The following is a 14019-nucleotide window of genomic DNA, read 5'->3' on the forward strand; positions in this document are numbered from 1 at the left end:
CATGGTCTGGCGAAAGGGCCGACGAGGGCGTCGGCCCCAGTTGTCGCCCGATCCGAGCGCGACATGGTCTGGTGGAAAGGGCCGACGAGGGCGTCGGCCCCACTTGTGGCCCGATCCGTGGGCGACATGGTCTGGCGGAAAGCTCGAGAGAAAAATCGCACGTTGATTCTGCCTGTTCTGGTTGCCGAAGTGCTGATCGTTGGCGGCGGACGTTCTAAGATCTTGTGAGATGGCCACTTCCGCCTGTGTCGGTAATTCGTCACTTCTCATCGTGGTATTGGCTGAGATTTTTGGTTTTTGCACTTGTCAGTGTCGGTAAGTTGCGTTAATCTTTAGGGTTGGCGGGAGAGTATAGCCATCGGAGAGAGAGTGGCTCCAAGGGCAGGAGCCTGTGAGCCTTCTCAGAGCGGTCGAGCTGAGGCCGCAATCTCCGCAGTTATCAGTCGTTGAGAATGAACGCCTTCGGGCGTAGTTCATAGTGCTTTTCCCCTCCGGAAAGCACCGGGTAGTCTTCGGACTCCCGGTGTTTTCTTTTTGGTGTCGAGGGTGTTCGGTAGTCGGCGGGCGCGCGGTTCGTGTGACGGGCTTGCTCGTCGCGATCAGGTAAGCTTACCATACCGCCGGCGTGGCGGCGGGGTGGCAGCTAAGCTGCGAAGCTGAGGATGTGGTCCAGCCTGTTAGCGGAGTCCGGGGTGTTGGCCGGCGCATGGTGGGAGTACCTGGCGCGCAACTGGGCCCTTGCCTCGATTGTGTCGACCCTGGCCTGCCTGCTGCTGATCTCCTGGCTGATTCTTCGAAAGTACATCAAGATCATGTTCAACATCATCCGGGATACCCCGCCTCCGCTGGCGATGGGGCCGTGTGATTTTGAGCGGATCGACGGCGAGCGGGTGGTCTTCCGGGCGTTTGACAACATTCACCTGTGCGGGATGTTCCTGTTCGGCGATCACGGGGGGCATCCCAAGGGCATGGTGATTTTCGCTCATGAGTTTTCGAGCGACATGTACAGTTGCGCGCGGTACTGTCGTCCGCTGCTGAAGGCGGGTTACAACGTGTTCAGTTTCGACTTTCGGGGTCACGGGGAGTCGAGTCTTCAGCCGGGTTATCAGCCGCGGCAGTGGCCGACGAATCACGAGCTGAACGACATGCTGGGGGCCATTGCCTACGTGGAGGACTGGCTGGAGAGCCGAGGGTTTCCGTTGGAGGTGGGTCTGTTCGGGATTTCGCGCGGGGCGGGGGCCGCGATTCTGGCCGCCCAGAACAACAAGACCGTGAAGGCGATCATCGCCGACGGGGCGTTCAGCTCCGACACGACGCTGGAACATCTGATGAAGCGCTGGGCCTATATCTTTGCCAAGGTTCGCTTTGTCTACGAGAACCATCCGCCGCAGTTCTGGCGTTTCCTGCGTTGGCTGCTGTTTTGCGAGTGCCGCAAGCGGCTCAACTGTACCTTTCCCTCCGTCCGAAAAGCGCTGGCCCGCATGGAAGGCCCGCGGCCTATTCTGTTCATTCACGGCGAGCGGGACAGCTACATTCCGGTGGAACAGTCCCAGTTGCTATACGAGTCGGCTCCCGGTCCGAAATTCCTGTGGATCGTACCGGGTGCCAAACACAACCAGTCGGCCGTTTTGCGTCCCGACCAGTATGCGGCGAGAACAGTCGCTTTTTTTGACTACTACCTGGCCGGGGCCGGCACTGAGCAGGCCGTGGAGCGGGTGCTGAGGTCCGATTCGCATTCGGGGGAACCTGTGAAAGGCCTGTCCGGCGTCGCCGGGCAAAGGAATGTGTTCAGCAGGCTTGACCGGAGGCGTCGAGCGAGGAACAACAGTAATAGACAGGTTGCCCGGTCGGCGGACGCGTAGGGTTCGCGAGGACCGGTAACTGCGGGCTTGCGGCCGAGGAGGGGGAGACCTGCCAGGAGCCGCAGCCGCGCAACGCGGGTGAGGGTGTCTCTCGCGGTTGCGGTGGGAGGGGGCAGGGCGATTCCCGCAAGTGTTGGTATACTGCGTGATTAGGGTCCGGCGCGCTGGATGGGATGGTCTCCATGTGAATCCGGTGTGCGGGGTCGGGGGGCAGCGGATTTCGGGAGCAGGCGGGGGCTGAGCAGCCGGCCCGATAACGCCGCTTGAATCGGCGGCAGCGCTAAGTTGCTTGGTTGCGATGAGTTGGAGGTTTATACCGGGCGAGATCCGGGTGTTGGGTGAGCGGCCCGAACCTGGGCCATTGGCGAGACATTTGTGCCCGGTTACGATTGACGAAGGATGGCTTGCATCCAGGGTGGCATACTGCATGCGTACAGGGGGGGGCGGCGGTGTCTCGCACTTAGGTTCCGATCATGGACAGTCGGTGCGGGGCCTGTGATAAGTGATTGCGGTTCAAGAGAATAAGGTTCATTCCAATGGCTAGAAGCGGATTGAGCGAGGTGGGCGGGATTCGTCGTGGTCATGCTGCGCGCGAGGAGCGAATCCGTGGGTTGCGATTCTCCCGGTGGCTGGGCTGCCCAGTGGCGGTTTGCGTCGTGATGCTCTTGGGCTTGCTGACCGGTTCAGCTCATGCTCAGTCCGTGTGCAACGTGGGTTCGGGCGTGACCGTTGAGTGGGATCCGGCGACTGGCGTCGTGCTCATTACCGGCGATGACGGAAGCAACATTATCGTTCTGGACGTTGTTGAGGTCACGGAAGGCGAGTTCCGCGAAGCGGTCGAGGAAGACCTGACAGCAGATCCGCCGATAGTGGGTGTTCCGGCCGATCCGCCTGCCGACGCCTACTACCTCACCGTCAATGGCCAGCACTGTCCGCCTCCGCCGGTTCCCGCCCCGGGTTCCGCAGGTATTCCGGCCAACCAGGTGAGTGCGATCATCGTCCTGACCTTTGGCGGCAACGACATCATCAGCGCGATCAACGGGGATGGAAGCGAGGGCTTGCTCGATGTCACCGACGAGGATCCGCCGCTCATGTATGGGCTCAGCATCTACGTTGATGCGGGTGACGGTAATGACAGGATTTTCGGCGGGCACGGCGACGACACTATCTTCGGCGGCCCGGGCGACGATTTCATACACGGCGACCGCGGGGCAGACACACTCGACGGCGGCGACGGCGTTGACACCCTCGACTACGGTTTGATCGGCGATAGTGACGTTGAAGGCGCGCAAGGCGCTTTCGTCGACCTGCCCAACGACACGGCGATCGATCCGACTTTTCCGTTCTTCGGCTTCCCCGCCGCCACGACCGATACGCTGGTGGGGACAAGCTTCGAGATCGTTTACGGCTGCGAGCGGAACGACGTCATCATCGGCAATACGGATCTTTCTACCAGAATCTACGGGCTTGAAGGCGACGACCGGTTGACCGGCGGCAATGCGGGCGACTTCATCTTCGGGGGCGAGGGGAATGATACCATCGACGCCGGCGAGGGCGACAACGGTTCAGAGGAAGAGCCCATCGACGGCGGGGAGGGTGATGACACCGTAGTGGCCGGTTCCGGCAACGATTGGCTCGGCGGCGGCGCGGGCAACGACATGATCGAGTCGGGCGACGGTAATGACGTGGTGTTTGGCGACGGTCTGAATCCCAACGACGATCAGGTTTCCGGCAATGACCAGATCCGGCTTGGCGATGGGAACGATGTGGCTTTTGGCGGGCCGGGCGACGATTTCATTGATTGCGGCCCCGGCGACGATGGCACCTTGGAGCAGCCGGTCGAGGGTAACGCCGGCAGCGACATTATCCTGGGCGGGCCGGGCAACGACTGGATCGACGCGGGCGCCGATGACGACGGCAACCGTGGGGACGACATGCCGGTCGACGGCGGCCCGGGCAACGACACGATCTGGGGGGGTGACGGGAACGACTATATCAGCGGCGGGGATGAGTCGCCCGCGGAATGCCTGCTGGCACCGAAGAACCGCGAGTTGGGCGTGCCCGGGCTCGGGGACTTTTTCTGCGACGTGATTTTCGGAGGTCCGGGCGACGACCTGCTTAAAGGCGGGGACGGCAATGATTTTATTGAGGGCGGCCCCGGCAATGATGACATCAATGGCCAGTGGGGATACGACTATGTGTTCGGCGGCGACGGTGACGACACTGTCTCCGGCGGCGGCGACAATGACATCATCACGGGCGGGCCGGGAAATGACACGCTTTCCGGCGGAGGGGGTGAATTCGACCTGCTTGATTACCTGCGCGACGGCGGCGACGGCGGCGTTAATGTGAACCTGCCTGCCGGCACGGCGACCGATACCTGGGGCGACGAGGACACGCTTGGGGCCTTCAGTGCCGTTCGCACCACGAATCTTCCCGATCGCATCATCGGCAACGCGGATAGGGCAACCGTTGTTCTGGCCTTGGGCGGCAATGATTACATCATGGGCGGCCGGCGGGCGGATATTCTCATGGGCAACACGGGCGATGACACGATTCACGCCTGCGGGGCACAGAGTGATGGGGGAGACGAAGCGTCAAGCTGCCTGAACGGCGACTGGGTGGCAGACGTAGACCTGGTGTTAGGCGGGTCGGGCAACGATGATATCTACGGCTATACAAGCGTGGATTACCTTTTCGGCGACGGCGACGAGTTGCTCGGCCTCGGGCCCACCGCCCTGACGCCCTTCGACACCAACGGCAACAGGATACCGGACTTCGAGCTGGGCGAGCCGAACCCCTTCGACCCGACGATGCCCCAGAACATCGAGATCTTGAGCTTCCGGCTGATTGTTGAACGGGTTCTGCGTGATCCTGATACCAACGAGTACACTCAAATGGTGCCTCCGACCAGCAGTGCCTTTGCCATCGGCGCGGACAGAATCTGGGGGGGGCCTGGAGACGATGTCGTGGTCGGTGGGGCCGGCGGCGACGAGCTTTACGGCGACGGCAGGTATGAGGAGTCGCCCGGTAGTGGCACCTATGTGGACACTTCCGGCCGGGACTTTATCTGGGGGGATCTGCACGTTCCACTGGGCAAGCCGCCGTTTTTCCCTGATACCCTTGCAGCCGGGAACGATACCATCGCCGGCGGCCCGAGGGTAGATGTGATCTACGGTTGCGGCGGGCATGACACCATCTACGGCGATCTGGAGAACGGAAGGGAGACCGCGGGCACGGGCTTTTGGGGCGAGAGTATTGCGTGGGATGACATCATCTACGGTGATTATGACTACGACTATCTCGATGTCGACGGCTTCCCGCTCTCGCGGTACTGGGATGACGGCATCTGGGAGATCGATCCCACGGCTCCGGCTACGCTGGTGATAGGCGACGATACCATATACGGCCAGGAGGGTGACGACGAAATCTACGGCGGCGCCGGCAACGACTACCTGGTGGGCGGGCCCGAGGGCGACATCATTCAGGGCAACGCGGGCGTTGACCGGATCTTCGGCGGTAACGACAAGGTTTCCGGGTACGGCTACCAGGACTTCAGTTTCCGCGACACGGTCGATTACTCCAGCGCGTCGCAGTGGTACCATTCGGGTGTGGTGGTCTGGTTGGGCGGCAGCGGAGCCCGCAGGGACACCCTCGGCTGGGCCTACGACGACGGCGATCCGATCAGGTCGGGCTCCAGCACCGGATACGACTACATCTATGGCATCGAGAATGTGCTGGGCTCGGATTTCGACGATGTGATCATCGGCACGGGCGAAACGCTGTCGGAGGTGGCCGGTTCCGCTTCTGAGTACAACTGGGTGAATTGCTACAAGGACTATTACGCGAACCGCGTCGACACCTACTACATGACGTATTACGGTGATTATGTGAACATCCTGGTCGGCCGGCTGGGCAATGACATCATCATGGGCCGGGGCGGCGAGGATCTGCTGCTCGGCGGCGTGGGCAATGATATCATTTGCGGCGATGCGGACATGCACTGCGATCCGGGCAGGACCGACGACCCCGATATTGTGGCCATCATCGGGGACAAGCTGGCGCCGAATCTGAATCTCAAGGCTGAGGACGCGATCGGGGGCGATCGTGACTACCTGTTCGGCGAGTACGGCAATGACAAGCTTTACGGCGACGGCGGCGATGACATCATCCGCGGCGGTCCGGGCGCGGATGTTCTGTCGGGCGGCCTGGGCATCGATGTGCTCGACTATTCGGATTTCGTCCCGTCGGTGTCAGCGGGCTCACCTCAGGCGGTCACGCCGGTGGTGGTGAACCTGCGGGATACGCCGGTGGACCTGGCGACGTTTGAAGAGGAGCTCATGGATGCTGCTGATCTGGCGGTTCTGCCGGCGCTACCTACTTCCCAGGCGCCGCTGCCCCTGGCTCCCTGCTCGAACCTGAACACGGTGATATGTCCGAACATGGCGGTGGACGGCGGAGATTGGGGGCTTTCGGGTGCCATCCCGCCGATCCCGGCGACACCGCGGTCGGTGGACACGATCATCAACTCGCCAGCGGGCGATCCTCTGGATCGCCTCGAGATCGTCCTGGGGACCAACGGCGACGATGTCATGTTCGGTCACCCGTCGAAGCCCAACATCCTGGTCGGTTGGAGCGGCAACGATATCCTGGTGAGCGGCAATTCGGTTTACGATCCGAACCAGCGCGATCCTGATCTCGAAGGGAACCGGCTGCGGAATGCCGCAAGCCCGATCCTGTACGACAACCTTATCTTCGGAGATGGCTTGGGCACCGGCGACGCTGCGAGCGAGCTTGCGCTGCAACTGCTGCCGACGGATCTGGGTACCCTTCCAAGAGCGGGCGACGACGTGATCGAGTCGGGCAAGGGGGACGATTACCTGAACGGAGGCAACCAGACCGATCTGGGCGTGGGCGATTTCGTTTCCTACTCGCATGCACAGGGGCCGGTTCATGTCGAAATGAGTGCGACGTACCCGCAGAACACTGTCAGTGCCGGCTGGGATACGCTCGCGGGGTTCGAGAACCTGATCGGTTCGCGCTGGGGTGATACTCTGATTGGGAATAACCTGAACAACCTGATCTTCGGCCTGGACGGCGACGACATTCTCGCGGGCGGTCCGGGCGATGACACCATGACCGGGGGGCTGGGCGAGGACACGGCCTCCTATGCATGTGACATCTTCAGCATTCCATGTGTCGATCCAACGGAGTTCACCGTATCGCAGGATCCTGATACGGGCGTGTACTTCGTCCCCAACGACGGCCAGGGCGGTACGGATTTGTTGCCAGGCATCGAACAGGTACTTGGCCCGGCCGGTCCGATCGATCTCGATGCCGGCACTGGCGGCGGTGGCGGTGGCGGTGGCGGGACCGTGCCTGCTCCGCAGCTCCAGATCATCCTGGGGGTTCAGGGCGAGTTGAAGGTCACGGAGCCCGGCGGGCAGGTCCAACTGCAATTTTCGGCCAACGGCGGTGTTCCGCCTTACACGGCCGAGTGGGATCCGACGACGGACATCGACCCCGCGAACTCGAAACGTAAGGTGACCATCCTGACTTATGCGGGCGGCTCGTTCCTGGCGGGCCAGACGCAGACGGCCATCGCCTCGCCGGTTCGCGACACCTCGTACCGGGTCACGGTGACGGACTCAAAAGGGGCGGTCAGAGTGGCCTTCGTGAAGGTGAAGGTCGCGGCGGAGTTCAGCGTGTTTGCCGGCGCGGACCGGACCATTTCGCTCGGCCAGCAGATTGCGCTGAGGCCGACGGTGACGGGCGGCGTTGCTCCGTATACGTATTCCTGGCAGGTTCAGGGGACTGGTGACGGCGGGTTCCTGACCGCCAAGAACATTCCTGCGGTCACGGTTGCTCCGACCGAAACCACGACTTACGTCCTGACGGTTACGGACAGCATCGGATCGACGGCCACGGATGCAGTTGTCGTCACGGTCCTCGGCACCAACGGTATCCCGGTAACGCCCGGTGGCGACACCGGCGGGGAGCCGACGGAGCCCGGCAGCACAGAACCGGGTGGCAACGGTGAGAACCCGGGGAACAACGGCGGTGGTCAGAGCGGCGGCGGCCCGAGCGGCGGCGACAGTGTGGATGACTCGGCTTCGGGCTCGCCGGTGCGCTGGTCTTTGCCCATCTGTGGGGCGGGCGCGAATCTGACGCTGGTGATGGCCGGGCTGTTCATGCTGGCGGTGATGAAGCGGCGGGAGTGGTAACGGCCGGTTCATCGGAGCGTCTGAAGGAAAGAAACGATGCTCGACCGGGTCCCTGGGGCCCGGTCGAGTTTTTTTGTCGCGCATGAGCTGTTGCGTCCACTGTCCCTGTTTGCTTAAGTGAGTTATAATACAATCAGCCTCCGCGCGGAGGGGGTGGCGATGAAGCAGCGGTTTTCGAGCGGCGGCGATTGCGCCGGGGGCTTGCGGTTCCCGGGACAAGGTGTCTGCCCGCGGGGCGTTTCTTGAAGAGGCAGCACTGTCCCGTTCAGTTCCGGCCGTCTGCGGCCAGAGGTGTGCCAGTGCCATCGGTGTGTTTCTACTTTCAGGTGCATCAGCCGTACCGACTCCGGCGTTACAGTGTTTTCGACACTGATTATCATTACTTTAACGATGCCAAGAACGAGGAGGTCTGCCGGAAGGTGGCGGCCAAGTGCTACCTGCCGGCGACGCGGCTGATTCTTGACCTGGTGCGGCGCTACGAGGGCCATTTCAAGGTTGCCTATTCGCTCAGCGGGGTGATTCTCGAACAGTTCGAACGATACGCCCCCGAGGTTCTCGACGTTTTCCAGCGGCTGGCGGAAACCGGTTGCGTTGAGTTTCTTGCCGAAACCTACTACCACACGCTGAGTTTCCTGTATTCGAGGGACGAGTTCGCCGAGCAGGTGGCGATGCACCAGGACCGGATCAAGCAGCTTTTCGGTTGCAGGCCGCAGGTATTCCGCAACACCGAGCTGATTTACAACAACGATCTGGCGGCATACGTGGCGCAGTTGGGCTTCAAGGGCATCCTTTGCGAAGGGGCCGACCATCTGCTCGGTTATCGCTCGCCGAATTACGTATATCGTCCGCCGAACACCGACAAGGCGGCCCTGCTGCTGAGGAATTACCGGCTGAGCGACGACGTGGCTTTCCGTTTCTCCAACCGGCACTGGTCCGAATGGCCGCTGACCGCCGAGAAGTTCGCCCGCTGGATCAATCAGGTCAACGGCCAGGGGCACACCGTCAACCTGTTCATGGACTATGAGACGCTGGGCGAGCACCAGTGGGCCGAGACGGGGATCTTCGAGTTCCTCAACCACCTGCCCCACGAGATCTTCAAGTGCCGGGAGAACAACTTCAAGACGCCCTCGGAGGTGATTGACACCTATCCGGTCTCCGGGGTGTATGACGTGCCGCACATGATCAGTTGGGCGGACACGGAGCGAGATCTGTCGGCGTGGCTGGGCAACGCCATGCAGTCAAATGCGCTGCACGAGCTGTACCGGCTGGAGAGGGACGTGAAGGCTTGCGGCGATCCGAACATTCTCCGCGACTGGCGGATCATGCAAGGTTCGGACCATTTCTATTACATGTGCGTAAAGTATTTTGCTGACGGCGACGTGCATCGGTATTTCAATCCTTTCGACTCGCCGTACGACTCTTACATCAACTTCATGAATGCGTTGGACAATCTCCGCTCGCGTCTGAAGGTCAAGCAGCGGGTAGTCAGGGCGCTGACGTTTCCGCCCGGGCGTCGCGTTCGCGAGGGCCAGCCGTCGAGGTCCCCGGAGTACACGGGATAGCCGGAGCATCGCCGAGCCTGGATGACCCATGGTGTAGGCGTGCGACGAGCGGGGATGCATACAAACCACGATGAGACACCCGGACGATCTGACGGCAACCCGTCTTCAGGTGATGCTCCGTGGCGCTGGGCTTTTGAGTCTGGGTGTTCAGGCGTAGTCTTGTCGCATGCGGCGCTGCCGCAAGCCCACTGCCGAACCTTGTCCTGCGTACTGGCAGAGGGCTGTTTTTGGGTTAATTTGGGGAAAACACTGTTGTATTGGGGAGGATTCGGGCGATAAACGATGACAAGGCATCAGTACGTCCGCACGGATGGGGGCGTTGGAGGGTACCTCCGCAGGGAGGCGATCCGGTGCTGAGGTTGGCGTGGGCCTGTTGGGTGCCAGGTATGGCGGCGCGGGCTTTTCCGCAAAGGGGACATGGCGGCTGAAAAAAGTGGACAGGCGGTATTGACAACCCTCGGTGGGTCCGTAAGATTGGGCGTCGGCGTTCTTTATCGGGCTTGGGTTTTTCGTGCCGATTTACCTGGCGCGTCCGAAGGCCTGAAGGTGACGTAAGTAGATGTTGATGCTGGTCTTTGGCGCGAGAGATCGCATTAACGAGAAGTTGCAAATCAAATTGATTAACAATCGATGCAACGCGTTCGGTGAGTATGACCTGCGGGGAAAGATCACCGGCGGCGCGTTGGGGGACTGATATAAGCCGGCGGGCGGTCCGCCGGAGACGATGTTTGACAATCTGGTAATCGTTTCGAGGGGATGGTCGGCGAAGGCCTTTGGTCGGTCGTGTGGCCATCCTGTTTCGCTGGTAGCGGCCGCGGCTTTCCAGGGCCCGGGTCGCACAATCCGAGGTCTGGAAACCCGCGGGCGGAGCCCGTCTGGCGGGCGGCGAGACAGGTGAAACCAGGCCGGGCATCGGTCTGAGTCGTGTTCCTTCGAAGAAACAGAATTGTAGCGTTCTTAGTTCTAGTGCAGGAGGTATGCAGAATGTTTAAGAAAAACCTAAGGGCTTGGGCGGCTCTGGCGGTAACGGCTGGACTTGTCGCCATGATGGGCCAGACGTGCATTCCGAGACCTACCGGGGGCCCGGATGTCTCGGTCACGGCTTCACCGACGTCCGGCACCAACAGCGTCGACGTCACGCTGACGGCAACCGTCACCGGCGGCGCCGAGCCGTACACTTACGCCTGGACGGCCAGTCCGGCGGCCACGATCACCGGGGCCGACACGGCCAACGCCACGGCAACCGTGACGGCGACCACCACCTTTACATGCACGGTGACCGACGACAACGGCAGGACCGACAGTGCCAGTGTGACCGTGACGGTGACGCGGGCGATTACCGTGACGGCCAGCGCGCCCGGGACGGCGTTGGGCGGCGAGACGGTCAACCTGGTTGCCCTTGTCGAGAATGAGACGGGCGCGGTCAGCTTCGGTTGGTTGCTGACGGCCAGCGGCACGGCGGGGTCGGTGACACTCTCCAACCAGAACTCGCAGACGGCGACCGCAGTGTTCTCGGCGGACGCGGCCGGCACGTTCACCTTCCGGGTCACGGCGACGGACTCGGTGAGTTCGGACAGCGACACGGTTGACATTGTCGTCACCCCAACGGGTGCCGGGGCCTCGACCACGTTTACGAACGGCACGGACAACCTGACGGGCACGGCCGGTAACGACATTTTTGACGGCTCGCTGTTCTACAACATCTACACCGACACGTGGGTCAACACGGTGAATAATTCCGACGTGGCCAACGGACTTGACGGCGAGGACGAGGCCGGCATCGAGCTCGAGGAAGGCACGACCGTCAACCCGACGCTGACGTCGATCGAGACGTTGAACATGACCGTCACGGATAACAATGGCGGCGGCGGCGGCGCGGTGACGTTCAACGCCAGCAAGACCACCGGGGCGACCGCGGTCAACGCCGTGAACTGCATTGATGCCTTGAACGTGACGAACCTGAAGGCCGTTCCGGCTCTCGGCATCTACGGCAGCGACCAGAACGTGACGCTGGGCTGGGGAGCATCGTTGGATCTCTCGGGCGCGGCCGACGAAATCGACGTGGTCATTTCGGATGTGACGGGCGGGACTGTTACCATCCCGGACATTGAGGTGGCCAACATCGAGTCGACGGGTTCGGACGCCAATGTCGTCGCCACGCTGACGATGGCGGATCTGGCTGAGATGGTTGTGACCGGCGATCAGGACCTGGAGATTACCGCCGCGATCGCCTCGACGGCGTTTGATGATCTTGATGCCAGCGCGATGACCGGTGGCATCACGATCATCTTCCCAAACGCCGACAGCAACAATATCTCGATTGTGACCGGGTCGGGCGATGATGACATTACGGCCGGCACGGCCGCCGATACCGTGACGGCCACTCTTGGGGCCGGTGATGACCGGCTGGAGTTGGGCGATTTCACGGATGGTACCGACAGCGCTGACGGTGGTGACGGCACGGACACGATCGCTCTTACCAACGCTGTTGCTACGGGTGTCGCGACGGCCTTGGCCGATCTGGACAACTTCGAGGCTCTCGAGTTGACCGATGGGATCAACGGTGACTTGAATCTGAGCTATTTCGGCTCGATCACCCAGTTGGTCCTGACCACGGCTATCGCGGGCAACTCGACGGTTGCCTGCTCGAGCGGTACGGAGATCGTTGTCCAAGCGAGTGATGCGGGCGCCAGCACGTTCGGCGTCAGCATTGGCGGTACGGCCACCAATGACACGCTGATGCTGAGCCTAGAGAACGGCGGGAAGGCCTTTGGCGGCCTGACCACCCTGACCGGCGTGGAGTCGCTGACGATCGACTCGACGACAGGTGCCAATACGATGAAGGGTATAACGTTCGCTCCGTCTGCGGGTGTGGCGTATGCCTCTGTGACCATCACCGGCGACGAAGACCTGACGCTGGAAACTGTGACCAAGGGTACGCCGATCAGCGCCAGCGCCTTCACCGGCAACCTGAGCTTGACCCTGGCTCAGGCAGGCACGGTAACGGGCGGCAGCGGCGATGACGCGCTCACCGGTTCGGCGGCCGAGGACAACATCTCGGGCGGCGACGGTGATGACACGATTACCGGTGCGGCCGGTGCGGACGCCATCAACGGTGGTGCCGGAGATGACACCATCAACGGTGGAGACGGCGACGATTCCCTCACGGGCGGTGCCGGTGCGGACACGTTCGAGTTCGAGGCTGATGCCGCAACGAACGGTGATGACACCATCAGTGATTTTACGACCGATGATGCCCTTGACCTGAACACCAACGCCGGTTTTGACCAGGCGATCGCCGCGACCGTGGCCGACACGTCCACTGCCGCGACCGCATGGGACGACCTGAATGTCCTGGTCGTCACCGATGCCGATGGCAGCATTGATACGGCTGCCGAGGTGGCCGCGCTCTTCGGTGCCGGTGCGCCGTTTGAGAATCCGGCAAACGGAGACGCCGTGGCCGTGATCATTAAGGGCAATGCCGACACCACCGTTTGGTTCTGTGTCGAGGGTGATGCGGACGCTGATTTCGCGGCTGGCGAGTGTGCCAAGGTTGCCACGCTTGTTGGCTTCACCGGCACCCTTGAGGACGCGAACGTTGGTGGCTGATGTAGGTTCACCTCCGTGAACCTTGCATAGCGCGTAAACCCCGAGCCCGGCGGGAACTATCCCGCCGGGCTCTTTTTATTCTGGGCCGGGATGGGGGCAGAGGCGGGCTTGAGATTGAGGGATTTGAGATTTCAGAGGGGGGAGGGGAATGACGAATGTCGGAATCCGAATGACCAATGAAATCCGAATGACCAACGCCGAAGCCCGAATGACGAATGCCCAGATACCAATGACCCATCAATGACCGGCCTTGGCCGGGGCTACGGTGTGGCGAGCCCGAATGCCGACTCTGCGAAGTGGCTTCGCTACGCAGCACTCGTGACCAATGAATGGCGACGGTGGAAAGCATGCCGGCACGGATGAGAGGGATAGGCTTGCGGCAGGTCGACGCCCTGCTTCGTCGATGCGACTTCGCAGGGCTCTGACCTGCCCTACCTTCTGTTGACGATTCCTATCGTCATTCATGCGGGAATGCGGAAGGGATTCCGCGAAGTCATGCGGCCCGGAAAGGATTCCGGGCCGAGCGAGCGAGAGTGTGGCCCGGAAAGGATTCCGGGCCGAGCGAGCGAGAGTGTGGCCCGGAAGGGATTCCGGGCCGAGCGAGCGAGAGTGTGGCCCGGAAAGGATTCCGGGCCGAGCGAGCGAGAATGTGGCCCGGAAGGGATTCCGGGCCGAGCGAGATTCCTGCTGGTCCCAGATTCCCATTCCGCTGGTCCCAGATTCCTATCTGGGACCTTTGTGCTGACGATTCCCGTCGTCATT

The 14019-nt window shown here is 61.8% G+C and carries 5 protein-coding genes; all 5 read left to right on the top strand.

The genetic code is table 11. The features are described 5' to 3' along the window. Window positions 1-228: hypothetical protein (locus tag PLL20_19245; protein HPD32134.1), on the top strand; the 228-nt coding region annotated here is incomplete at its 5' end. Between the two features lie 434 nt (window positions 229-662). Then, window positions 663-1862, top strand: a complete 1200-nt coding sequence (locus tag PLL20_19250) for an alpha/beta fold hydrolase (protein ID HPD32135.1) — start codon at window positions 663-665, stop codon at window positions 1860-1862. Window positions 1863-2398: 536 nt separating this feature from the next. Next, the gene (locus PLL20_19255) at window positions 2399-8086 is read left to right on the top strand and encodes a hypothetical protein (protein HPD32136.1); all 5688 of its coding nucleotides are present in this window, start codon (window positions 2399-2401) and stop codon (window positions 8084-8086) included. A gap of 299 nt (window positions 8087-8385) precedes the next feature. After that, complete coding sequence (locus PLL20_19260) at window positions 8386-9648, top strand: glycoside hydrolase family 57 protein (GenBank protein ID HPD32137.1); 1263 nt, start codon at window positions 8386-8388, stop codon at window positions 9646-9648. Between the two features lie 984 nt (window positions 9649-10632). Beyond that, window positions 10633-13257 (top strand): hypothetical protein, encoded by a 2625-nt coding sequence (locus PLL20_19265; protein HPD32138.1) that lies wholly within the window; start codon window positions 10633-10635, stop codon window positions 13255-13257. Window positions 13258-14019 lie beyond the last annotated feature (762 nt).

It is taken from the genome of Phycisphaerae bacterium, assembly GCA_035384605.1.
GTDB lineage: Bacteria > Planctomycetota > Phycisphaerae > UBA1845 > PWPN01 > JAUCQB01.